The organism is uncultured Roseibium sp. (assembly GCF_947499295.1).
Classification (GTDB): Bacteria; Pseudomonadota; Alphaproteobacteria; order Rhizobiales; family Stappiaceae; genus Roseibium.
On sequence record NZ_CANMNP010000015.1, the window covers coordinates 139472 to 162043 of the forward strand.

At 54.8% G+C, this 22572-nt stretch carries 21 protein-coding genes and 1 pseudogene; 17 read left to right on the forward strand and 5 right to left on the reverse strand.

The genetic code is table 11. The annotated features are described in order from the left end of the window. The first annotated feature begins 28 nt into the window (after nucleotides 1–28). Nucleotides 29–2662, forward strand: coding sequence for an SPOR domain-containing protein (locus tag Q0835_RS21390; protein WP_298964121.1), 2634 nt, complete (start codon nucleotides 29–31; stop codon nucleotides 2660–2662). A gap of 55 nt (nucleotides 2663–2717) precedes the next feature. Here the strand turns inward: Q0835_RS21390 and Q0835_RS21395 are convergent, their stop codons facing one another. Next, nucleotides 2718–3635: a LysR family transcriptional regulator gene (locus tag Q0835_RS21395; RefSeq protein WP_298815208.1), complete on the reverse strand. Its 918-nt coding sequence runs from the start codon at nucleotides 3633–3635 to the stop codon at nucleotides 2718–2720. A gap of 133 nt (nucleotides 3636–3768) precedes the next feature. Between Q0835_RS21395 and Q0835_RS21400 the strand changes: the two genes are divergently transcribed. Then, nucleotides 3769–4683: a DMT family transporter gene (locus tag Q0835_RS21400; protein ID WP_363324433.1), complete on the forward strand. Its 915-nt coding sequence runs from the start codon at nucleotides 3769–3771 to the stop codon at nucleotides 4681–4683. Between the two features lie 142 nt (nucleotides 4684–4825). Here the strand turns inward: Q0835_RS21400 and Q0835_RS21405 are convergent. Continuing rightward, a pseudogene (locus Q0835_RS21405) lies at nucleotides 4826–5283 on the reverse strand (alpha/beta hydrolase). A 162-nt stretch (nucleotides 5284–5445) separates the two neighbouring features. Continuing rightward, nucleotides 5446–5853 (reverse strand): RidA family protein, encoded by a 408-nt coding sequence (locus Q0835_RS21410; RefSeq protein ID WP_298964125.1) that lies wholly within the window; start codon nucleotides 5851–5853, stop codon nucleotides 5446–5448. Nucleotides 5854–5950: 97 nt separating this feature from the next. On the opposite strand from Q0835_RS21410, the gene Q0835_RS21415 reads away from it, so the two are divergent. Then, complete coding sequence (locus tag Q0835_RS21415) at nucleotides 5951–6868, forward strand: LysR family transcriptional regulator (RefSeq protein ID WP_298964126.1); 918 nt, start codon at nucleotides 5951–5953, stop codon at nucleotides 6866–6868. Between the two features lie 467 nt (nucleotides 6869–7335). Here Q0835_RS21415 and Q0835_RS21420 read toward each other — a convergent pair whose 3' ends face one another. After that, nucleotides 7336–8349: an alpha/beta hydrolase-fold protein gene (locus Q0835_RS21420; RefSeq protein ID WP_298815222.1), complete on the reverse strand. Its 1014-nt coding sequence runs from the start codon at nucleotides 8347–8349 to the stop codon at nucleotides 7336–7338. 116 nt (nucleotides 8350–8465) lie between these two features. Between Q0835_RS21420 and nagZ the strand changes: the two genes are divergently transcribed. The 11 genes from nagZ (at nucleotide 8466) to Q0835_RS21475 (ending at nucleotide 18418) form a co-directional block, all read left to right on the forward strand. Then, nucleotides 8466–9485 (forward strand): beta-N-acetylhexosaminidase, encoded by a 1020-nt coding sequence (gene nagZ, locus Q0835_RS21425; RefSeq protein ID WP_298964128.1) that lies wholly within the window; start codon nucleotides 8466–8468, stop codon nucleotides 9483–9485. 11 nt (nucleotides 9486–9496) lie between these two features. Beyond that, nucleotides 9497–10336, forward strand: coding sequence for a ScpA family protein (locus Q0835_RS21430; protein ID WP_298815226.1), 840 nt, complete (start codon nucleotides 9497–9499; stop codon nucleotides 10334–10336). A 73-nt stretch (nucleotides 10337–10409) separates the two neighbouring features. Beyond that, a complete protein-coding gene (gene scpB / locus Q0835_RS21435; RefSeq protein WP_298964183.1) occupies nucleotides 10410–11030 on the forward strand; it encodes an SMC-Scp complex subunit ScpB in 621 nt (206 codons plus the stop codon). Continuing rightward, a complete protein-coding gene (locus Q0835_RS21440) occupies nucleotides 11030–12163 on the forward strand; it encodes an ABC transporter ATP-binding protein (RefSeq protein WP_298964130.1) in 1134 nt (377 codons plus the stop codon). The genes scpB and Q0835_RS21440 overlap by 1 nt, the downstream gene beginning before the upstream one ends. Nucleotides 12164–12292: 129 nt before the next feature. Continuing rightward, nucleotides 12293–12517, forward strand: coding sequence for a twin-arginine translocase TatA/TatE family subunit (locus tag Q0835_RS21445; RefSeq protein ID WP_298815231.1), 225 nt, complete (start codon nucleotides 12293–12295; stop codon nucleotides 12515–12517). 41 nt (nucleotides 12518–12558) lie between these two features. Continuing rightward, on the forward strand, nucleotides 12559–13005 hold the full coding sequence (gene tatB / locus Q0835_RS21450) for a Sec-independent protein translocase protein TatB (RefSeq protein WP_298815236.1): 447 nt from the start codon (nucleotides 12559–12561) through the stop codon (nucleotides 13003–13005). Next, nucleotides 13002–13796: a twin-arginine translocase subunit TatC gene (tatC, locus tag Q0835_RS21455; protein ID WP_298815238.1), complete on the forward strand. Its 795-nt coding sequence runs from the start codon at nucleotides 13002–13004 to the stop codon at nucleotides 13794–13796. Before tatB ends, tatC begins: the two co-directional genes overlap by 4 nt. 69 nt (nucleotides 13797–13865) lie before the next feature. Beyond that, a complete protein-coding gene (serS, locus tag Q0835_RS21460; protein WP_298964132.1) occupies nucleotides 13866–15146 on the forward strand; it encodes a serine--tRNA ligase in 1281 nt (426 codons plus the stop codon). A gap of 125 nt (nucleotides 15147–15271) precedes the next feature. Continuing rightward, nucleotides 15272–16030 (forward strand): 5'/3'-nucleotidase SurE, encoded by a 759-nt coding sequence (gene surE / locus Q0835_RS21465; RefSeq protein WP_298964133.1) that lies wholly within the window; start codon nucleotides 15272–15274, stop codon nucleotides 16028–16030. 21 nt (nucleotides 16031–16051) lie between these two features. Further along, nucleotides 16052–16744, forward strand: coding sequence for a protein-L-isoaspartate(D-aspartate) O-methyltransferase (locus tag Q0835_RS21470; protein WP_298815248.1), 693 nt, complete (start codon nucleotides 16052–16054; stop codon nucleotides 16742–16744). A 237-nt stretch (nucleotides 16745–16981) separates the two neighbouring features. After that, nucleotides 16982–18418, forward strand: coding sequence for a M23 family metallopeptidase (locus Q0835_RS21475; protein ID WP_298964135.1), 1437 nt, complete (start codon nucleotides 16982–16984; stop codon nucleotides 18416–18418). A 48-nt stretch (nucleotides 18419–18466) separates the two neighbouring features. Here Q0835_RS21475 and Q0835_RS21480 read toward each other — a convergent pair whose 3' ends face one another. Beyond that, nucleotides 18467–19339 (reverse strand): ATP-binding protein, encoded by an 873-nt coding sequence (locus Q0835_RS21480; RefSeq protein WP_298964137.1) that lies wholly within the window; start codon nucleotides 19337–19339, stop codon nucleotides 18467–18469. Between the two features lie 239 nt (nucleotides 19340–19578). Here Q0835_RS21480 and yajC point away from each other — a divergent pair, with 239 nt between their 5' ends. The 3 genes from yajC (at nucleotide 19579) to secF (ending at nucleotide 22568) form a co-directional block, all read left to right on the forward strand. Further along, complete coding sequence (gene yajC, locus Q0835_RS21485; protein ID WP_298815256.1) at nucleotides 19579–19917, forward strand: preprotein translocase subunit YajC; 339 nt, start codon at nucleotides 19579–19581, stop codon at nucleotides 19915–19917. A gap of 74 nt (nucleotides 19918–19991) precedes the next feature. Beyond that, on the forward strand, nucleotides 19992–21602 hold the full coding sequence (gene secD / locus Q0835_RS21490) for a protein translocase subunit SecD (protein ID WP_298815562.1): 1611 nt from the start codon (nucleotides 19992–19994) through the stop codon (nucleotides 21600–21602). A gap of 15 nt (nucleotides 21603–21617) precedes the next feature. Beyond that, nucleotides 21618–22568 carry a protein translocase subunit SecF gene (gene secF / locus Q0835_RS21495; protein ID WP_298815259.1) on the forward strand — a complete coding sequence of 317 codons (951 nt, stop codon included), beginning with the start codon at nucleotides 21618–21620 and terminating at the stop codon, nucleotides 22566–22568. The last annotated feature ends 4 nt before the right edge of the window (nucleotides 22569–22572 follow it).

The following is a 22572-nucleotide window of genomic DNA, read 5'->3' on the forward strand; positions in this document are numbered from 1 at the left end:
CACAACTGGACCGGTTTTCGTAAGGCTCATGTCAGAAGATTACGAACCAAAGCGAACAGACTTGCATGCGGCCGGGCAGAGTGCGGACGCAGAGCGTCCGGCTGCGGAGGATCCGCTGCTCGAGCTGGCTCGCATTGTCCAGAAAAACAAGCAATCGGGGGCAGATGTGAGTAGTGGTCGTGTTGGTAGTACCGACTATTTTGCAGGATTGAACGATTTCGCCGAGGATCCACAGGAAGAAGTGCCGACTTCTCAGTCCTCCGGTCGCATCGAGCCCTCATTTGTAGCTGTACAGCCCGTTGCGGACAATCAGAACCAGGGTGGAGACGCGTCGCCACTGGGAGATCAGCCAGGTGTTGCTTCGGTTTCGCAAGCTGCAGCGCCAGCGCCGGCCGTCTTTCCTAATGCTGCTCAGTCGCCGACCGAAACCGTGCCTTCAACACATGTTTCTTCTTTGTGGCCCAAAGTTCCGGAAAGCGAACCGTCGGAAGAGGTGGCATCAGTCATTCCGGCACAGGAAAGAATTGCCCCTGTTCTGCAGAGATCTGTCGAACCCCAAGCTTCAACGTTCGACCAGCCGTCAAACCAAGCGCGCGCAACCCAGGAACCAGAAACGCCCGCGCCTTTGACACCCACGGTGGCATTGGATCTGGAACAAAATCTAACAGCGGAACTTGAAGACGAATTGATCGGTGCGCTTCGGCAATCAGTAGATGATACGCCGGAGCCAAGTGTTACGCCGGTAACCGTTGATCCAGCAATGACCGCGGCGATCGAGACACCAACCCAGGATTTCTCAGTTCCACACGTTGATCCGATTTCGCAGACTGAGGCCGTCGTCAGACCGAAAGTTCGGGACCTCGATTTCGAACAGGCAATCGCAGTTGATCCGGAACCCGTTCGCGCGCCGGACGTTGAAGCTCAGCCGGCACTCTCGGTAAAAGGTTACAACAGGGACGATTTTTCGGTGAACCTGTCTGCAAACCCGGCACGGGAAGCAGAGCAGAAAGTTGCAGAGCAAGAACCAGACTTCGGCACGCCTGCTGTCAGCGCGCAATTCGATGATGATAGGCGGCCAAGGATCGACGAAAGCGATCTTTTTGCAGCTCTTAACCCGGCTGAGGCAGAGCCGGCTCCTGTTGTCAGGCCCGCAGGTTCTGCCGCACTAAGCGATGCAGAAGGCATCGAAGCGCTGTTTGCCGACCTTGAATTTCCTGATCCCGCTGAACGTAAAGCGCAAATTTCTGCTGACGAAGCAGCAAAGGAAGTTCAGACCGCTGCTAACGAGCGTGCCTCTACGGCAGACATTGACGAAATGAGCTGGCCGGCTGCTGCTGGTTCTGTTCCTCGTCTTGAAGATGATGAAACCCCGCCGCCACCTGAGGGATATGATCTCGACGCGGTTGCAAGGGCCATGCAAGAAAGTGACCCAAGCCTGAGCGGTGAGGGCGTGTTGCCGCCACATCCGGCAGCGGAAAAGCAAGCTGTACCACAGGCTCAAGAGCGGTCGCGCCGGGGACTGTTTGTGGCCGGTGGTATTCTTGGTGTTGCGGTTTTGGGAGCTGCCGGATTTTTCCTGATGGACGGAAGCTCGGTGCAGGTGCCAAGCGGACCGCCGCCGATTATCAGCGGCTTGCAGGAACCACTGAAGATTTACCCGGAGCAAAGTCAGGCACCAACTGACAATCAGTCGGCCAAGCTTATCTACGATAGAATTGATGGAACGGGGGAAACCGGTCCAGATCAATTGGTGAGGCCCGAGAGCCCGCAACCGGCTGAGTTGCCTCCTGCACCGGCTGGAGCCAATGGCAATGCCGATCTTCTGCCGGGAGCGCCAAAACGGGTTCGCACACTTGTTGTGCGTCCGGACGGCTCAATCATATCCGGCGGTGAAGCAGGGGCACCCCCGGTCGCAACTCCAGAACCGACTGTTGCCGCAGTTGAACAGCCCGTTGTTCCTGCGCCTGCAGCACCTACGCCTGCGCCAGCCGCGCCTTCGGTTGCTGCCAACAGCGAAACTCCAAGGGTCGTCTCAACAACTCCTGTCGTCCCTGGATCTGTTTCTGAAACACCTGTTGCAGCTGCTCCCGCGTCGTCACCGGCACAAGCCACTCAGGCAGAGACACCGGTTGCCGCGACGCCAGATGCCGCAGCGCCGACAACACCTGCGATTGTTGCCGGAACTGAAACGCCGGCTGCGGTTGAACCGGTCCAGCCTGTCCCGACCGTGTTGCCGCGCAAGAAACCGGCCGCACCCGTTCAAGTGGCACGTGCGCCAGCCGCGGCAACAACTCCGGCACCTGCAAGTCAAAACGATGGGCCGCTTAATCTGGGTCAGCAAAACGCAGCGGCACCGGCGCCTGCAACAACTGCTCCTGCAGCAGCCCCGGCAACCAATTCTGGAAGCATCCCTGCTGGAACCTACATAGTTCAGGTGACCTCTCAACGTTCTGAGCAGGCTGCCAGCAACGCCTATTCAGGCTTGCAGCGTCAGTTCCCGGGTATTCTTGGAAATCGCGATGCAGTAATTGTGTCTGCAAATGTTCAGGACCGAGGTGTTTTCTACCGTGCCCGTATCCCCACAGGCTCCCGTGAAGAAGCGATTTCACTCTGCGAAAGTCTCAAAGGCGCGGGCGGTGACTGCTTTGTACGCAGGCAGTAAGAATTCAGAGTTTGAGAGATTTTGATTGGATTGAATGCCGGGCAAAGACCGGCCTTCATTCCGCGGCAATAACGACGGCGTCCTCTTCGGCACCTTCCAGCCGGCAGGCCATTGATTTATAGACAGCAGCAATTGCGTCAATCGCCCGGCGAACAGCAGGTTCGCGGCGCAAGTCCCGGTGCACGATTATATGCTCAGGGTTCGTTAGCTCCGGAATGGGTTTTGTAAGCCGGACAAGGTCCTGATGATCATCACCCATGAACACCGGCAACAATGATAATCCAGCGCCGGCAGCTGTCATATTCATGAGCGTTGTCATTGTGTTGGTGCGAAGTAAAGGCGGTTTGTCGAGGCGTTCCTCCAACCATCTGGCATGGGCTGGATACCAAAGATCGTCAGGCGTGAAACCCAGCCAGGAGCAGGATGAATAGGCCAGTGGGTCGAGGGCTGACGGATTGTTCGCGACAAAAGACTTGGATCCGTAAACCGCATAGGCAAGTTCGCCTACCTTTCGCGCGATCAGTGTATCGGTTTCAGGAAGGCAATTGCGGATTTGAAGTTCAATGCTTCGGCTCTGATGGTTGACGGACTGGTGGCTTGAAATCAATTCAAGTTCTACACCGTCGAGCATTGCAGTGAGGTCACCAAATTGATCTGTGAGCACACGAGCGCGAACTTCATCAACGGCCACTCTTACAACTTTGAGCGTTGAGCCTGACAAATCAGGCAATATGCGGCATGCGGCCTCGGCCTTCTTTCTCATATCCTCGGCAAGCGGTATCAGGCGCAATCCGGCTTCTGTGGGTTTCAATCCCGCCGGCGTTCTGTCGAACAGGCGGGCGCCCACTCTGTCCTCAAAGCTCTTGAGCCTCCGGCTCAATTGAGGTTGGCTGATATCAAGCGCTTTGGCAGCGCCGGACAGAGAACGCATGCGCGCTGCGGCATCAACTAGTTTCAGGTCATCCCAATTCATGTTGGAAGTATACAGTTTCGCACAGGAGGCAGCAATGCGATGCAAATATGAATACCCGCCATGGCAATTTAGAGCCTGACAATCTGCTGATGGGCCTCTTATGTCTGGTTGGTGAAGTTTGGGATTGAAAACGGTGTATTCAGCTTACCGAAGAGAACAGCATACGGGACTGGCGTTTGTCCTGGCTATTGCCGGGATGTCTGCATTTACTCCGATTTTTGCTGCCGGCAAGATTGCAGATGGTCTGCTTCCGGTGATTGTTCTTGTCTGGCTACGATACCTCGGCGGAGCCATGACTATCCTCGGGGTATCCGTTGTAAAGCGCGTGTCTCTCACCGGCGGGTTAAGCCCATTGTGGAAATTGCATGTCCTGCGTGCGTGTTGCGGCATCGGTGGCCTTGGATGCTCGATTTATGCCGCCAGTGTCCTGCCACTGGCTGATGCGACGGCGATCGGTCTTACAAAGGGTATCATCGCGATCGGGCTGGCCGGTTTGATCCTGAAGGAGATCATTACCGGAAAGCACTGGATCGCAGGCGCATTTTGTGCCTTCGGAGCCTTGCTTGTGGTGCGTTCCACGGAAACGGTTGGCACTTACGATGGTCTGGCAGTTGCAGGCATCGGCGCTGCCTTGTTGGGAGCGGTTTTCATGGCGCTGGAAACACTCATTATCCGCTATATTTCCCAACGTGAGAACACGGTAACAATCCTGGCCTACGTAAATGTGCTCGCTGCGTGCGTTCTGACAGGGCCGGTTGTCTGGCTGATCGTGAATGAAGGGATTTCTCTGGATTCACTCATGCTTTTTGCCTGGATGGGCCCGCTTGCAATCATAGGCCAGTCTCTCAACGTCTCGGCATACAGACGTGCAGGGGCAGCAACGTTGGCGCCAATCTATTATGGAACGGTTCTGTTGTCCGCGCTGTTCGGTTTCGCGGTCTGGGGAGAGATCCCGACACCCATCGCAGCGCTTGGCGCTTTGTTGATTATCATGGGTGGTGCAGTTTTGACGCTGCCGCAGTCATTTTCAATCAGACGTCGTCCCTAGGAACTGGACCTCCAAACAGGCATCAAACACTGCAGCAGCTTCTAGCACCTGAGAGCGTTCGACAAATCAGGTCTTCGCTATGCGGGATTTACGGCCGCTTCTTGCAAAGCTGAGGGGGCATTTCACCCGCAGCAATGCGTGATCAGGCTTCGATGATCGCCAGAAGATCTACATTCACGAGATCAGGATGGGAAGCGAAGAACACGTGGGACAAGTCTTCATATGTCTTCAGCGTGCATTTCCAGAACCGGCAGGTCGATTGCCTCGAGGTCTTCCGTCTGATCAGTCTCAGAAAAGACCTTTATGGACTGATAGTGAGCCGATGCACTGCCCATCATACCCTGACGCTACCTGTTTTGAATCTGGCCCTCGTTCACCTCCGCACCTTCTCGATTGAAACCGAAGAAAGGGCCCGTCGGCACATCAAGATAGAACTGAGCACGGTTTGCTAAAGCCCTTGGCGGCGAAGAACAGCATCTGGTTGTCGCAATCGTCGCTGGACAGCGGCCAACCGTGACGAAACACAATGGGCTGCGCGTTTTTTGGACCCCAGTCCTTGAAGAAGGTCTCGGTTCCGTCTGTGGTTGCGAAGGTAGACAATTCTCTTCGTCCTTTAAATTCGCTTGGCGGTTGAGCGGAAGCAACGCGCGCCAGTAGGGCAACTGATGAAGCGGCGGCAGCCGCTAGCAGCAATTCGCGCCGGTTTGGCCCCGTTTGGGAAGAGATGGCAGGTTTCATACGTATGACTTTTGTTGGGGGCGGTCAGGAGGCGACCTGCACCACCATTTCTACCTCGATCTGTAGGTCCGGCCCTGCCAGAGCCGCTACGCCGATACCGGTGAGGCTTGGCTGTGCGCCATTGAGGAAGCGCGTGAGTTCGGTCATGGCGATCTCTTGCGTCTCAGCCTGCAGGTCGGTCATATAGACGCGCATCTGAACGATGTCGTCAGTCGTCGCCTGAAGCGCATCAAGGGCGCCTTGCAGGTTCCCGGTGACGATAGCAGCCTGCTCGGCAAGCGATGCCGGAACAGGTGTTCCGTTGGCGCACCACGCAACCTGGCCCGACACAAAGGCCAATGGGCCAGGTTGGACAATCGATATTTGTGAATAGCCGACCTTGCCGGCATCCGGCAGAACTGGGGGGTTCATACGATCAATTGAAGCGGACATCTCTGTTTCCATTGCTGAGTTTCACGGCTACAGAGTTAGAGGCTCGTAATAACGATTTTTGTTCGCTTCAGTCCCGATCCATTTGCTACAATTGGGTATGATTGGTTCGAAGGTGAACGACATCCTCCTGTTTCTCTCGGTTGTTGAGACCGGGAGCTTTGTTGCTGCGGGTAAGATGTTCGGTCTTTCCCGTTCTACGGCTGGCAAAGCCATCGCACGATTGGAGGAAGGCTATGGCGCTCGGCTTTTGAATCGAAGTACGCGCGCACTGGACCTGACAGAGGAGGGAAAGCGCCTCTACGAGCACGGGTTGGCCATCCGTGAAGCGATTGAAGCCGCTGACAACAGCATCGCAAGTGACAGCGGTGTCCCCCGCGGCGTCCTCCGCATCACGGCGCCAGATGCCTTGGGGCGCAGATTGTTGCTACCCACCGTGCGCCGGTATCTGAATGCATGGCCCGAGACCCAGATCGAGATGTCGCTGTCCGACCGCGTCGACAACATCATCGAGAAGGGCTTCGATCTTGCCATCCGTATCGGCGTGAGTGCGCCGGATCAGGGTTTCATCGCACGAACACTCTTGCGGGACGAAGCGATCTTGTGTGCGGCCCCAGCCTATTTTGACGGGCGTGAAAGACCTCTAAATATCGAACAGCTCACGCGCCACGACCTAATTCAGTTTGCAAGCCGCAGTGAACGACAAGGATGGCATTTGCAAGAGGAAGATGGCAGCTGGGTTCGTGCCCAAGGTGAGGTTCGTCTGCGCTTTGACAGCGCTGAAGCATTGCGGGCAACGGCATTGGATGGCCTCGGTATAGTCTTGCTACCGGGGCTACTGGTCAGTGCTGATATTGCGGAGGGACGGCTCGAGAGGGTGTTGCCGCGGCTCACTCACGGGCAAGTTCCGATCCTCGCGCTTTACCCCCATAAGCGTTTGCTGGAACCGCGCGTTCGCCGCTTCATTGATATGTTGAGCGAAGATCTTACGGCGCTACGTTCTGGCAAAGCAAAATAAAGCAGGCGTTGGGGACCTTCGATGCAATACATTGTTGAGGAATTCTCGGCTCGTAACAGACCTTTGACGGAATTTGTCGAATGAAAGGTTTGTCCCAGGATGCAGGTATCATCCGTTTGTTTCCCTTGAAGGCACCAACGTGGCTCAAGGGCAGCGGAAAGTTCGTCTACGCCGCATCTGTTATGGTTTGACGCCGAGCGTCTCGAACACATCAAGCAACTGTTTCTGAAGCCGCGCCAGATGCTCTTCAACCGAAGCCCGGATGGGCATCATCGCGAATGGCGTCAAAATTCATCTTACCTGCCACAAAATTGAGAACAGGTATGGTCGACTGAAAAACTGATGCTGTGTCACTAGCCTCCACAACATGCGCCCTGTTGTGTTCTTGTCTAATATCGTCCTCGCAACAACAGTGTTGTTCTGATTATGAGTCCGCAGCCTCGTTGATTGACGCAAATCCTATGACGTCAATCCAGCAGACTGTTCACAAGAAACGGCAAGCTTTCATCCATTCGGTAGTCGATGGACGAGTGTGTATCGTTGAACTCCTGATACACATGGTCAATTCCGGCGGCTTCGAGCTTCCTGTGAAAGCGGCGTGCACCGTAGACAAGATTGTACTGATCAATATCTCCACACTCGATCCAAAGACCCTTCATGGACCTTAGAGCGTCGGCATGATCCTCAACGATTTGGACAGGATCCCATTTCAGCCAAGCGGCCCATCGTTCCTCGATGATTTCACACGTATCCGGGTCTACCGGAAGCCTGATACCGCAAAAGACCTCCGGATCCGGGTCGGGGTCATAGGTGGCAGCCATCGCAAATGTCATCAAGTCATGAAGAGCGTTTCCCGGAAATTTCGGTCCTTTTTCGAAGTTTTTTACGAAGGCTTCAATCGAACCGGCCTTTGCTATCGCGCGAAGCGCGCTCGGCATTTCCGGAAGGTAACAAAGCTCGAAAGCCATATCGCCGGAATGACAGGCCGCAGCGGACCAGACATCCGGATACTTCATTGCGTGAATGATCGCGCCGTAACCGCCGGACGACTTTCCGAAAAGGCCTCTTTTGCCTTTGCCGCCGCAGTGAAAGCGGTTTTCGACTTCTTCCAGCATCTCTGTCGTGAGCCAGGTGCCCCAAGGGCCCATGGCTGAGCTGTCAATATACTGGTTGCCTCCAAGGCGGGTGAAACAGTCGGGAAAGGCGACGACAACCGGCTTGAGAGCACCGTCGAAAATGAGTCTGTCCAGGCGCTCAGGAACGTTTTCTCCGAAGTTTTTCCAGTTGACATGTGCTGGACCGCCCGCTGTGAAGCCAACGATATCCACCAAAAGCGGAAGGTCGCTTCCGTCATGTCCATGCGGCGTATAAACAATGATGTCTCGCGTTGCGGTGTCGCCAAGCCGGTTGCTGCCAAGAATTTCAGATCTATGGGAAATCCGGTGCAGCTGGCCGGCTGGAATATCAAGTCGCGCGCGCATGCGTGGCTCCAATCTTGGCGGTGTGGGTCGGCACAGTTTGCAAGTTCGCCGATCTGGTGCAAGAGCCACGAATAGCCTTTCTTGACGGACTTGAGGTGGACCGCTAATCCGGTTCCATGACCAAAGCCTTTGTTTCCGGCTGTTCTGGGCCGACGCTCACACCAGAAGAAATGTCTTTCTTCAGAAAAGAAAACCCCTGGGGATTGATATTATTCGCCCGAAACATCGAAACACCGGATCAGGCGCGCGCCTTGACGTCAGCCTTTCGAGAGGCGACGGGCAGAAAAACGGCACCGGTCCTTATCGATCAGGAGGGGGGGCGTGTGCAGCGCATGAGGCCCCCGCATTGGCCGAAATACCCAGCCCCCAAACTATTCGGAGACTTGTTTCAAACCAACGAAAAGGCAGCAACCAGAGCAGCCTGGCTTGGGGCAAGACTGATTGCCTACGACCTGGAAGCTGTCGGCATTACCATTGGCTGTTTGCCATGCCTCGATATTCGTTTTCCGGAAACCGTTGATGCAATCGGTGACAGGGCAATTTCAGGCGACCCCGAAGTTGTTGCTAAACTTGGAAACGAGATGGTCAAGGGAGCAGTTGCGGGAGGCATTCTCCCTGTCATAAAGCATATACCTGGACACGGCAGGGCTCAGGTTGACAGTCACTTTGAGCTTCCGAGGGTAACAGCAAGCAAATCTTCGTTGGAAAGCGTGGATTTTCGCCCGTTTAGGGCACTTTCCCACGTGTCATTGGGAATGACAGCTCATATTGTATACGAAGGCATTGATGCTGAGAGGGCGGGAACCCAAAGTGCGGCGGTTGTTCAGGATGTCATCCGCAAGGAGCTTGGATTCAATGGGTGCTTGATGAGCGACGACCTATCGATGAAAGCGCTTGGCGGTGATTATGAATCTCGGTCACGGAAGGTCATTGAGGCAGGTTGCGACATTGTTCTTCATTGCAACGGAGACATGGAAGAGATGCTTGCTGTTGCCAAGGCGGTTCCCGAACTGGCAGGCGAAGCCAGAAACCGGTGCGAGACAGCACTGAATGGCTTGAAAGCGCCGGAACCCGGGTTTGACCGGGACGAAGCCTTGAATGAGTTTGTGGAACTGACCGGCTGGCAGGCCGTTTGACCGGAGCGGGAATGGCGGAATTGGAAACTACGGAAAAGATCGCCGAAGATGGCTCATATGATCTTCTGAGTTCGGTCCATTCCGCCGAAGAGCGAGCCACGTCGGATCCGCAGCTGGTGGTGGATGTCGAAGGTTTCGAGGGACCTCTCGATTTGCTATTGGGTCTGGCCCGAACTCAAAAAGTGGATCTAGCACGGATTTCGATCCTTGAACTCGTCGAGCAATATCTGGAATTCGTGGCTGAAGCACGCCGGATGCGTCTTGAACTGGCTGCCGACTACCTTGTCATGGCCGCCTGGTTGGCGTTCCTGAAATCCAAGTTGTTGCTCCCCGAACAGCGCGATGAAGACGAACCCACTGGCGAAGAGCTTGCCGCTGCACTTGCCTTCAGGCTCCGCCGGCTTGAAGCCATGCGAGACGTCTCGGAAAAGCTGATGATCCGCGACCGCCAAGGGCGGGAAGTGTTTCATCGGGGCGCACCGGAGACAATGTCTGTTCAGCAAAACAGCATCTGGGAAGCATCTGTTTATGATCTCCTGTCTGCCTATGCGACGCAGCGGCAACGACAGTCCGTCACGTCGGTCAGGGTCCTGCGGCGCTCGGTCTGGTCATTGCAAGAAGCCAGGGAGTTGTTGACCAAGCTTGTCGGCAGGATAAGTGAGTGGGCGCCGCTGAACAGTTACCTGCGTGAGTATCTATACGACAACAAAGACTGGGCAACGATTGTTGCCAGCACATTCTCCGCCAGTCTTGAGATGGTGCGCGAAGGAAAAGTTGAGATCCGTCAGGGTGAACCATTTTCACCTGTCTATATCCGCTCGGTTGCCAAGGAGCCCGAGCATGACATTTGAGCCGGACAGACTGGATCTTGAACCCCCGGTGCAAAAGGGGAAGAGTGCCTCAACTGACCTTGCTGGCCTGCGCATGGTTGAAGCACTTCTATTTGCCTCGTCGGAACCACTATCGCTGGAAGAGTTGACGCTCCGGTTGCCGGAAGGAGCCGATGTTTTGTCCCTTCTGGAGGACCTTCAGCAGACCTATGCTTCTCGTGGCGTCAATCTGGTACGTGTGGCGGGAAAGTGGTGTTTCAGAACTGCAGAAGATCTGGCCTATCTGATGCACCGAAATGTCGAGGAACAACGCAAGCTCTCGCGCGCTGCTTTGGAAACACTCGCGATTATTGCCTATCACCAACCGGTCACTCGTGCGGAAATTGAAGAAATCCGGGGTGTGTCCACCTCAAAAGGCACTCTCGATGTACTTCTTGAAACCACCTGGATCCGCATGCGCGGGAGGCGGCGCACACCGGGCAGGCCTGTGACATATGGAACCACAGAGCAGTTCCTGATTCATTTCGGCCTAGAGAATGTCAAGGATCTGCCTGGACTTGAAGAACTTAAAGGGGCCGGTCTTCTTGACAGCGCGGTTCCCGCGTCGTTCATGGTGCCGACACCTAATGATGATGCGGCATTGATGGAGGACGAAGATCCTCTTGAAGACGGTTCGCTCTTTGACGGAGATACGGACGAAACCGCCGAAACCTGATGTCTCGACAAGATCCAACTCTATTTGAAAATGGCCGTCCGCGAAATTGGGGAGCGCCGGGAACGGCTGGCGCAACGATTGCGGCTGGTCTCGTGTTTGAAAATGTGTCTCACGACTATGACGGTGTCGTCTCGGTGAGAGACATGAACCTGTCGATAGCTCCCGGGGAAATTCTGTGTCTGCTCGGCCACTCAGGCTGCGGCAAAACCACTTTGATGCGCATTGCTGCCGGCGTAGAACGTCAAAGCCATGGCAAGGTGCTTATCAACGGGCATGAGATTGCCGGCGACACAACGTTCCTTCCGCCGGAAAAGCGCGGTGTCGGCTTGATGTTCCAGGATTACGCGCTTTTTCCGCATATGAGCATTCTCGCCAATGTCATGTTCGGATTGACGCAATTGCCCAAATCCGAGGGCAAGACTGCCGCCTTGAGCGCATTGGGCCGCGTCGGCCTCGCTGATTATGCCGAAGACTATCCGCACGCCCTGTCGGGTGGTGAACAACAGCGGGTTGCTCTTGCAAGAGCACTTGTTCCGCGCCCGGGCATCTTGCTTATGGACGAACCCTTTTCCGGGCTCGACAAGCGGCTGAGGGACAGTGTCCGTGATGAAACCTTGGCGGTGATCCGGGAAACGCGGGCAACATGCATCATTGTTACCCATGACCCGGAGGAAGCGATGCGCATGGGAGACAAGATTGCGTTGATGCGGCAAGGAAGGTTGATACAGCACGGCACGGCAGCTGATCTTTACAAGAGCCCCGCCGATCTTTTTGCGGCGCGGTTTTTTTCGGAATTGAACCAGCTTCAGGGGCTCGTCACATCGTCCGGTGTGGAAACACCGCTTGGAATTCTGCCTTCAGAGGAATTGGAAACAGGACAGAAAGTCGATGTTTGTGTCAGGCCGCAGGGTGTCATCTTGAGCACTGCCGGACTATGCGGAGTACCTGGACGCATCCGTTCAAAACGATTCGTCGGAGAAGTGGATTTGCTGTCCGTTGTCGTTGAAGGCATCGACCAGCCGCTTCAGGCGCGCGTGCGTGCGGGCAGCAAGTGGGAGACGGGCATGGACGTGGCAGTAACCACTGATCCGAAAGACGTGCTTGTTTTTCCACGGCCTGCGCCCCAAGTCTAGGGAATGAGTATCCGATTAATCATTGTGTCTAAGTGCATTAAATGATCATGTCGGACATATTGCAGGGAGGTGGCCCTTTTTGTAAGAAGGGCCCAAGGGCTTTAAAGCCGGTTATCAGGAGTTTGGCGTATGGGCATTAGTATTTGGCAGATCTTGATCATAGCAGTGGTCGTGGTTCTGCTGTTCGGACGTGGAAAGATTTCCGAACTCATGGGCGATGTTGCCAAGGGGATCAAGAGCTTCAAAAAAGGCATGGCTGAAGACGATACAGCCGATACCCCGAAGACCATCGACCATCAGAACAGCGAAGCGGCTCCAGCCGCCAAAGCTGAAGATCAGACCAAAGCGAGCTGATCTTAATCTGCATCGCGTCTCCTTAAGGGACGAGACATCTCATGTTCGATATCGGCTGGACCGAACTCTTGGTGATTGCCAGCGTGGCAATCATCGTTGTGGGGCCAAAAGACCTGCCGCGCATGCTGCGCACGCTCGGGCAGACGATGGGCAAAATGCGCCGCATGTCGCGCGAATTCCAGTCCACGTTCAACGATGCACTGCGTGAGGCCGAACAGCAGGCCGATATCGCGGACATGAAGAAACAGGTCGAGGACGTCGCCAACTTCAATCCCTTGGGTGACTTGAAGAAGTCCATCGAAGAGGACGCCGCAAAGGCAACCGGCAAATCAAAAGACGCTGAACCTTCTGAAAAAGCCGAAGCCGAGCCATCCAAGGCCGAGGTTGAAGCACCAACCAAACCTGCAGAGACGACCAGCAATGCTCCTGTCGCTGAGGCAACAGCCAAGTCGGACAGTAAGCCCGCGACGGAAGATGTGAAGGCATGAGCCAGGAAGATATCGACGACTCCAAAGCGCCGCTGATTGAGCACCTGATCGAATTGCGCCAAAGATTGATGTGGTCAATCGGTGCGATTCTGGTGATGTTCGTAATCTGCTTCTACTTTGCGACAGACATATACAACATCCTGACCATTCCCTATATTCGCGCAGCGGGAGAAGGGCATCCGGTTGAGATGATCTTCACTGCACCTCAGGAATGGTTCTTCACGCAATTGAAGCTCGCGCTCTTCGGCGCTTTGTTTCTCGCGTTTCCTGTCGTTGCCAGCCAGATTTACATGTTTGTGGCACCAGGCCTTTACAAAAACGAGCGCGGCGCGTTTCTGCCGTTCCTGATCGCGACACCAATCCTGTTTCTGATTGGTGCCTGTCTGGTCTATTTCCTCATCATGCCAATGGCGATGGGTTTTTTCCTCTCGCAGGAACAATTGGCTCGCGAGGGGCAGGTTGCCATTCAGCATCTTGCCAAGGTCAGTGAGTATCTTGGCTTGATCATGATCTTGATCTTTGCGTTTGGTCTGGTCTTTCAGCTGCCGGTGGTACTGACGCTGCTTGGCAGGGCAGGGCTGGTTTCATCTGCTTCGCTGAAAACGAAACGCAAATACGCGATTGTTGGTGCGTTCGCTGCGGCTGCAATTTTGACGCCTCCTGACCCGATCTCGCAGATCGGTCTTGCGCTGCCAACGTTGCTTCTCTACGAAGTCTCCATTCTGTCAGTCAGGCTTGTGGAGAAACAGCGCGCTCAGCGTGAGGCGGAACGAGAAGCGGAAACCGCCTAACCTTCGTTCCCGATATTCAAGCCTTTCCGACGGAATGAGTGTACAACGACCGTCGTTCGGAAAGTGAAGATGTTTGATATCAAGTGGATCAGGGAAAACGCAGACGCATTTGACAAGGCTTTGGCAAAAAGGGGTTATGAGGCCTCCGCTGCCAAGCTGATCGCGCTGGATGATTCCCGCCGTTCCCATATCACCAAGCTTCAGGAAGCCCAGGAACGACGCAACGCTGCTTCAAAAGAGATCGGCAAGGCCAAGGGTTCAGGCAATGAGGCCCGGGCGCAAGAGTTGATCGACGAAGTGGCCCAGATCAAAGCGTTCATCCAGTCTGGTGAAGAAGAAGAGCGCACACTTGTCGGTAATCTGGAAGCTGCCATGGCGGTTATTCCAAATCTGCCGCATGAAGATGTGCCCGTTGGGTCAGACGAAAAAGACAACGTTCTCCTCAAAACCCACGGTGAACGCCCAACCTTCACCTTCAATGAAGCTCCGAAAGAACATTACGAACTGGGCGAAGCTCTCGGAGACATGGATTTTGCCGCGGCAGCGAAGCTCTCAGGCTCTCGCTTTGTGGTGTTGAAGGGACAAATTGCGCGCCTGGAGCGGGCTCTTGGCCAATTCATGATCGATCTGCACACACAAGAGAACGGATACACGGAAGTGTCCCCGCCGCTCCTCGTCAATGCGGACCCTCTTTATGGAACCGGCCAACTCCCCAAGTTTGAAGAAGATCTCTTCAAATCGACCACGGATCACTATCTGATCCCGACAGCTGAGGTTCCGCTGACGAACCTGGTTGCTGGTGAGATCCTAAGCGATGACCAGCTGCCGGTGCGTGTTACGGCTCTTACCTATTGTTTCCGGTCAGAAGCTGGATCAGCAGGGCGCGACACAAGAGGCATGCTCAGGCAGCACCAGTTCCTCAAGTGCGAGTTGGTTTCCGTTACCCGGCCTGAAGAGTCTCTGGATGAGTTGGACCGGATGCTGGGCTGTGCGGAACTGATCCTGCAAAAACTTGGTCTGCACTACCGCGTCATGACCTTGTGCACGGGAGACATGGGATTTGGCGCTCGAAAAACCTACGATATCGAAGTGTGGCTTCCAGGTCAGGACACTTACCGAGAAATTTCTTCCTGTTCGGTCTGTGGGGACTTTCAGGCGCGCCGAATGAACGCAAGGTATCGGCCGGCCGATTCCAAACAGCCGCTTCATGTTCACACTCTGAACGGATCTGGTATTGCTGTCGGGCGCGCATTGATTGCAGTGCTTGAGAACTACCAGAACGGCGACGGGTCCATCACGGTTCCCGAAGTGTTGCGTCCTTATATGGGTGGCCTTGAAAAACTCGGCTAGCATCGCGCATGAACTGAACGGTTTGGGTTCGGTACACGACGATTTCATTCCCGGCCGGCATCCCCCGGGGTGTCGACCGGGATATTTTTTGCGGCCGAATTTGACCTGAATGGAGTAGGGCGGAAATGCGGATTTTGATCACCAATGACGATGGCATTCTGTCTGAAGGCCTGACGTCACTTGAGAGAATTGCCAGGACCTTGTCTGATGATGTCTGGGTGATCGCTCCGGAAACGGATCAAAGTGGTGTCGCCCATTCGCTAACACTCAATGATCCACTGCGACTTCGCCAAATTGATGAGCGTCGGTTTGCCCTAAAGGGAACACCGACCGATTGCGTGATTATGGGTGTTCGTCAGGTTCTGTCGGAAGCGCCGGATCTTGTGCTTTCTGGCATCAACAGGGGCCAGAACCTTGCAGAGGACGTGACTTACTCGGGGACTGTTGCTGGAGCAATGGAAGCCGCCATCCTGGGCATTCGTTCCATTGCTGTTTCACAGGCCTATGATTGGGGTTTTTCTTCTCAAATTTCGTTTGCAACGGCGGAAGCCCATGCACCGGCGTTGTTCAGGAAACTGATCGACTTTGACCTGCCGCCATATTCTCTACTTAACGTCAATTTTCCGTCATGCGATGCTGACTCGGTCAAAGGTGTAAAGGTGACCGTGCAAGGCCATCATGAACAGAGCGGACTTTCGATAGATGCGCGCACAGATACGCGCGGGGCCCCATACTACTGGTTACGGTTTCAGGACAGGGGTAACTCGGTTCTTGATAATTCCGACCTGCAGGCAATTGCCGATGGATATGTTTCCGTTTCACCGTTACGCATAGATCTGACAGCCCACGACTTGGTGAGTCGCCTGGCTGGGGCACTTCAGTAATCCCGTATCGGGGAGCAATGCATGGCCGGACATCCGACCGGCGGAGAAGCAACGTCAGGGTCAAGGGCGCTACCGGACGAGTCAGAGGCTCGCGCAGCGCTGGCCCTCGCTTTGAGACGGCGCGGTATCAGCGCAACAAACGTTCTAGCTGCCATCGAGAGAGTGCCGCGTCGTTTGTTTCTGTCAGCACGGCATCACAGTCTTGCATACGAAGATGCTGCCTTGCCGATAGAATGCGGTCAGACCGTTTCAGCTCCTTCGTTGGTTGCCTTGATCATGCAGGCTCTTGACCTTTCCCAAGAACACGCAGTCCTGGAAATCGGGACGGGGTCAGGATACCAAGCTGCAATCCTGTCTCATCTTGTTGGCCGTGTCGAAACTCTGGACCGCTTTTCAACGCTTATCGACCTCGCAACACGCCGCTTTGCCGCCTTGAAACTTGAAAATGTCAAAGCGCGTCATGAAGACGGTTTCGAGGGACTTCAAAAACAGGGGCCCTTCGATCGCATCGTGGTCAATGCTGCAATCGAAGCCGTACCTGATCCCTGGATACAGCAATTGAAACCAGGTGGCATATTGATTGCGCCTGTCGGCAAGACTAAGCAGCCGCAGCCTCTGATCAGGTTCCAAAAGACGGACAACGTGATGACTGCTGAAACACTCACCACTATCCGCACAGTGATGTTGCAGCATGGGTTGGCCAAGAAGCTTTAAGAGAATGGAATCAGAAGGCCTCCTGGCCATCCTGAATTGCGAATCTTGGAACAGCTTTTGGCTCAGATTTACTATGTCAGCGCGATTTGAGTTTTTATGTACAGCTCGAAATACTGAAGAAACAGCGTTTTCCGCGACCTTTCTGCCCGGTCTTTAGCCTTTATAAACCTTACTGCCTTCTACTCTTAACCATAACAGTCATTGTTAGCAGTCAGAGTTTAGGCGATGAAAAAGCGGATGCGTACCCTCCGCGGGGATCTTTTGAGCAAGGTAGCGACGGCATCACTCCTTGCTGCCGTATTGGCGGGATGTTCCGGCGCGGTTGAGCGGTTTGGTGAACCTCCGTTTTATACCGGAAACACACAGAATCAGCGGAACATTCTGAACGGTGGCCAAAAGCAGCCTACCTATCAGGATATCGCCAATGGTCCGGGGGGAACGAGTGCGGGGCTGCCACAGTCAAGCACAGCTCCCGTGACGACGGGTTCCGTGACTAAGAGCACGTCGCAGATAAGCTCGGCGCCTTTGCCTGCACCTGCGCAGTCTGGATCTCTTCCGATCAAACCATCACCGATCGCGGTAAAACCTGCCCCTGAAATTTCGAGTGCCCCGGTTGTAGCCGCTGCTGCAGGGCAGGCGAAAAGCTGGAAAGGCTGGACCTCTACGGGTGGTACCAGAGTGCAGGTTCGTCAGGGCGATAGTGTGCAGTCCATGGCCCGTCGATTTGGTGTTCCGGAAAAAGCAATTCTGGCTGTAAACGGGATCAGTAACCCGAGCCAGGTGCGTCCCGGACAGAGCATTATCATTCCGACTTATGTTTATTCGGAGCGGAATGGGTCGACCAGCGTTGCCGCAGACAAGGTGCAATTGCCGAAAGCAGTCGCAAATGAGCGCGTTGTTACGGGATCCGTACCGACTTCAGCTGCTGGGATGCCAAAGCCTGACAGGAAGCCCTTTAGTCAGCCGACTTTTGCCGATATCAGCCAAGGCGAAACCGTTGTTGAAGAAGTTGAAATCATTCGTGTAAGCACTTTACCCAAAAAGAAGCCTTCAGGCTTTGGTCAATCGCTTACGACAGCTTCGATCAAGAGCAATTCAACAGACGGAGTGCCATCACCGCGGCGCCAGCCTGGCGATGCGGCGGTCAATCCAACGGCGGTTGCAGCAGCACCTTCCGGTGCAGTGGACAAAAACAGCTTACCAGCACCGGCGTTGACCGAAGAGGCAAGGCCGACGGCACCGATCAAGACACCGACCCAGGTTGCCAGTGTTCGTCCTGACGCCAACGCTTCTACAGAAAAGTTTCGGTGGCCGGTACGCGGCCGGATCATTTCCGATTTCGGCAGCAAACCTGGTGGTGGCAAGAACGAGGGTGTGAATCTGGCGGTTCCAGAAGGTACACCGGTAAAAGCCGCAGACGGTGGAACCGTTATCTACTCAGGTAACGAACTTAAAGGGTACGGAAATCTTGTACTCGTAAGACACGACGAAGGCTGGGTTTCCGCCTACGCGCACAATAGCGAACTGAAGGTCAAGCGCGGCGATACTGTCCGCCGCGGTGATGTAGTCGGTCTTGCCGGTAAGACGGGTTCGGTCAACCAACCGCAAGTTCATTTTGAATTGCGCAAAGGCAACAAGCCTGTCGATCCGCTTAATCACTTGCCTCGCAGATAACTTCTCGATTGCGGAAAAAAAGCCCGGCCAATTTGCCGGGCTTTTTTGTTAGCTGAGCGACTTGCCGAGCCGTCCGGCCAGATCCTGGATGAACTGGTAAGCGACGCGGCCAGAGCGGCTGCCACGTGTCGTTGCCCATTCCAGGGCCTCCGAACGCATACGGTCTTCAGCAATTTCCAACCCATAGTGTGTTGCATAGCCACGCACCATGTCCAAATAGTCGTCCTGGCTGCACTTGTGGAAACCTAGCCAGAGGCCAAACCGGTCTGAGAGTGACACTTTTTCCTCTACGGCTTCGGCCGGATTGATGGCTGTAGATCGTTCGTTTTCGATCATGTCACGAGGAAGCAGATGCCGGCGATTTGATGTCGCGTAGAAGATAACATTGTCTGGCCGGCCTTCTATCCCGCCTTCCAGGACGGCTTTCAACGATTTATAGGACGTGTCGTCATTGTCGAAACTCAGATCGTCACAAAAGACGATGAATCTGAGAGGGGACTTCCGGATTTCTGTCATGAGTTTGGGAAGTGATTCTATATCTTCTCGATGAATTTCAATGAGTTTCAGAGATGACGAACCGTTTTCCGCGTTGACGGACGCATGTGCAGCCTTGACCAGCGAAGACTTTCCCATGCCCCTTGCGCCCCAAAGCAACGCATTGTTGGCCGGCAGTCCGTTTGCAAACCGTCTTGTATTCTCCAACAACAGGTCACGGACATGTGAAACGGCGCAAAGAAGTGCGATATCGACACGATTGACCGTCTTCACGGGCTGCAGTTCACCGGGTTCTGGAACCCAGACAAAGGCGTCGGCAGAGTTCCAGTCGGGTTGGCTGGCTTTTGCCGGGACCGCTCTGGCGATGAGCTCAATAAGGGAATCGAGTTTGGCACTAAGCGCGGCGATGTCGTTTTGCGTGTTCATTCTTCTTGCAAGCCCTGTCAAAAAGGCCCATGTGAGGCCCTGAAAGTACCGGCGGTTGGAGTAACACGCAGACTGAAACACGAAAACGTCAGTTATTCCCATACCGGTACGCCGGAAACTGCTTGGAAAGCTTGAAAAGAAGCGCGCCACCGTTATAGTCCGCGCCACCAGAATGAGAGCGTTTTTGCCGGGGGTAGGGTTTTCCCGAGCAATGAATAGCGCCACCTTAGGAGAATTGAATGTTCATCACCCCAGCCTATGCGCAGACCGCCGGAGCAGGTGGAATGGAGTCCCTTCTTTACGGTCCGATTCCAATGATGGTCGCGCTGTTTGCGATCATGTACTTTCTGATCATTCGCCCGCAACGGCAACGTATGAAACAGCACCAGGAATTGGTCTCGAACCTGCGTCGCGGCGACACGGTCGTTACCACGGGCGGTTTGATCGGCAAGGTGGCAAAGGTCGTTGATGACGGCGAGATTCAGCTGGAGCTGTCTGAAGGTGTGAAAGTACGCGTTGTTCGCGGCATGGTTCAGGAAGTTCGCTCAAAGACTGAGCCTGTCAAAGACAACGGCTAGGAACCCGTTCCGCCGTTCAAAATATTATTGCCGGGCCGGTCTGATGTCGGCCCGGGCGCTTTTAAGGCTTGACTATGCTCTATTTCGCTCGCTGGAAAATCGCGCTGATCGTGATTGTGGTTGCTGCAGGCATCCTGACCACGCTGCCGAATTTCTTTTCCCAAAAACAGCTTGATAGCTGGCCAGATTTCCTGCCGAAGAGCCAGATGGTTCTGGGGCTTGATCTTCGAGGAGGCGCATATCTCCTCTATGAAGTCGATCAGCAGGATTACATCCAAAAGCGCATGAAAGCGCTTGTCAGCGATATCCGGGCAACGTTGAGGGAAAACCCCAGAATTGGCTACACCGGTCTTGGTGTGCAAGGGGAAACGGCCCAGGTCCGAATTCGCGATCTGACCCGCCTCGGCGAGGCGGAAGAGCGGCTTGAACCTCTGGTCAATCCTCTAGTATCCAACCTTTTTGGCGGTCAACCGGTCAATGAATTCGCGATGGCTGTCTCCGATGACGGTCTGGTTCGGTTCACCTACACCGAACAGGGTCTTGAAGACCGCATGACCAACATTGTTCAACAATCCATTGAAGTCATTCGGCGACGCGTTGACGAACTCGGCACAACGGAACCGAGCATTCAGCGACAAGGTGCGGACCGCATTCTGGTCGAGGCTCCCGGCGAAGATGATCCCGAACGCCTGAAAGACGTGATCGGAACGACCGCGCAACTGACGTTCCATATGGTCGACACATCCATGTCCGGCGATCAGGCGCTTCAGAACCGCCCTCCAGTCGGAACCATTGTGCTGATGTCGGTGGACGACCCTCCGATACCCTATTTGCTTGAAGAAGTACCGCTGCTCGCCGGCGAGGACCTGGTGGATGCGCAGGTCAGCTTTGATCAACGCAATAACGAACCTGTGGTCAACTTCCGCTTCAATCAGTCCGGTGCGCGTGAATTTGCCCGGATTTCGACGCAGAACGTGAACAGGGCGTTCGCGATCGTACTCGACAATGAAGTCATTTCAGCGCCGGTCATTCGGGAGCCGATCACTGGAGGTTCAGGTCAGATTTCCGGAAACTTTACCGTCGATAGCGCCAACAATCTTGCCGTTCTGCTGCGCGCTGGTGCGCTTCCGGCTCAGTTGACCGTGATCGAGGAGCGCTCCATCGGTCCTGGTCTTGGTGCGGATTCGGTTGAAGCTGGCCGGATCGCCTCAATCATCGCTGGAGCTGCTGTGATCGTCTTCATGATCCTGGCGTACGGCCGGTTCGGTGTGATCGCCGACCTCGCTCTAACGGCCAATATATTCCTGATTTTCGGTGCGCTCACATTTCTGCAGGCGACGCTAACCTTGCCGGGGATTGCCGGGATCGTTTTGACAATCGGTATGGCTGTGGACGCCAACGTGCTGATTTTTGAGCGAATACGAGAGGAAGCACGAGCTGGACGATCCGTCATATCAGCCATTGATGCCGGATATAGTCGGGCACTCGGCACAATTCTTGATGCCAACATCACCACGCTTATCGCAGCCGTTATCCTGTTCCAGCTCGGATCTGGACCGGTGCGCGGTTTCGCAGTGACGCTGGCGATCGGGATTTTCACGACCGTCTTCTCAGCTTTCACCTTCAGTCGGCTATTGGTGGCTCTTTGGATCCGCCAGCGTCGTCCGTCGAAATTGCCGATCTGATCCGGGAGAAATACCATGTTGCTGAGACTTGTTCCGGACAACACAAACATCAAATTTATGTGGCTGCGGAAAGCCAGCTTCCCGCTGTCCATCGTTCTCGTCATAGCCTCACTGGCCGGGTTTTTCCTCGTTGGTATGAACTACGGCATCGACTTCAAAGGCGGAACAATTATCGAGATCAAGACCGATGGTCCGGCAGATATCGGTGCAATTCGTTCCGAACTGGGTGAGCTTAACCTGGGCGACGTTCAGGTACAGGAGTTCGGTGCGTCCGACGACATCCTGATCCGCGTGGAAGAACAGCCTGGCGGCGAACTGGCGCAGCAATCCGTTGTCCAGCGCATCCGTACTATTTTTGAAGACGACAATGTCGACTTCCGCCGGGTGGAAGTCGTGGGTCCGCGTGTATCCGGAGAACTGGCACAGGCAGGTGCGATCGCGGTGATCGCTTCCTTGCTGGCCATCATGTTCTATATCTGGTTCCGCTTTGAATGGCATTTTGCCATTGGTGCAATCCTGACCACGGCCAATGACGTTGTGATTACCATTGGCTTGTTCGTGCTGCTACAGCTGGATTTCTCATTGTCGAGTATCGCTGCGGTCCTGACCATTATCGGTTATTCGCTCAACGATACCGTCGTGGTCTATGACCGGATCCGCGAGAACCTTCGAAAATACAAGAAGCGTCCGCTGGCAGATATTCTCGACCAGTCCATCAACGAGACGTTGTCCAGGACGACCATGACTTCCGTGACGACCCTTTTGGCTCTGATATCGCTCTATGTCTTTGGCGGCGAGGTCATTCAGTCCTTCACGCTTGCCATGATTTTCGGCATTGTCATCGGAACCTATTCGTCCATCTTCCTGGCGGCGCCGTTCCTGATCCTGCTGAACCTGCGGCCGGACGCGCTGTCGTCTAAGGATGATGATGGCAAAAAGGGTTCGGATGCCGAGGCGACCGCATAAGGCC

Coding starts and splice junctions, on each gene's coding strand:
- tatB (WP_298815236.1), top strand. CDS start 12,559: ATGTTCGATATCGGCTGGACCGAACTCTTGGTGATTGCCAGCGTGGCA.
- yajC (WP_298815256.1), top strand. CDS start 19,579: ATGTTCATCACCCCAGCCTATGCGCAGACCGCCGGAGCAGGTGGAATG.
- Q0835_RS21470 (WP_298815248.1), top strand. CDS start 16,052: ATGGCCGGACATCCGACCGGCGGAGAAGCAACGTCAGGGTCAAGGGCG.
- Q0835_RS21410 (WP_298964125.1), bottom strand. CDS start 5,853: ATGTCCGCTTCAATTGATCGTATGAACCCCCCAGTTCTGCCGGATGCC.
- Q0835_RS21445 (WP_298815231.1), top strand. CDS start 12,293: ATGGGCATTAGTATTTGGCAGATCTTGATCATAGCAGTGGTCGTGGTT.
- Q0835_RS21415 (WP_298964126.1), top strand. CDS start 5,951: ATGATTGGTTCGAAGGTGAACGACATCCTCCTGTTTCTCTCGGTTGTT.
- Q0835_RS21430 (WP_298815226.1), top strand. CDS start 9,497: ATGGCGGAATTGGAAACTACGGAAAAGATCGCCGAAGATGGCTCATAT.
- Q0835_RS21395 (WP_298815208.1), bottom strand. CDS start 3,635: ATGAATTGGGATGACCTGAAACTAGTTGATGCCGCAGCGCGCATGCGT.
- surE (WP_298964133.1), top strand. CDS start 15,272: ATGCGGATTTTGATCACCAATGACGATGGCATTCTGTCTGAAGGCCTG.
- Q0835_RS21480 (WP_298964137.1), bottom strand. CDS start 19,339: ATGAACACGCAAAACGACATCGCCGCGCTTAGTGCCAAACTCGATTCC.
- scpB (WP_298964183.1), top strand. CDS start 10,410: ATGGTTGAAGCACTTCTATTTGCCTCGTCGGAACCACTATCGCTGGAA.
- tatC (WP_298815238.1), top strand. CDS start 13,002: ATGAGCCAGGAAGATATCGACGACTCCAAAGCGCCGCTGATTGAGCAC.
- secF (WP_298815259.1), top strand. CDS start 21,618: ATGTTGCTGAGACTTGTTCCGGACAACACAAACATCAAATTTATGTGG.
- Q0835_RS21420 (WP_298815222.1), bottom strand. CDS start 8,349: ATGCGCGCGCGACTTGATATTCCAGCCGGCCAGCTGCACCGGATTTCC.
- nagZ (WP_298964128.1), top strand. CDS start 8,466: ATGACCAAAGCCTTTGTTTCCGGCTGTTCTGGGCCGACGCTCACACCA.
- serS (WP_298964132.1), top strand. CDS start 13,866: ATGTTTGATATCAAGTGGATCAGGGAAAACGCAGACGCATTTGACAAG.
- secD (WP_298815562.1), top strand. CDS start 19,992: ATGCTCTATTTCGCTCGCTGGAAAATCGCGCTGATCGTGATTGTGGTT.
- Q0835_RS21440 (WP_298964130.1), top strand. CDS start 11,030: ATGTCTCGACAAGATCCAACTCTATTTGAAAATGGCCGTCCGCGAAAT.
- Q0835_RS21475 (WP_298964135.1), top strand. CDS start 16,982: ATGCGTACCCTCCGCGGGGATCTTTTGAGCAAGGTAGCGACGGCATCA.
- Q0835_RS21390 (WP_298964121.1), top strand. CDS start 29: ATGTCAGAAGATTACGAACCAAAGCGAACAGACTTGCATGCGGCCGGG.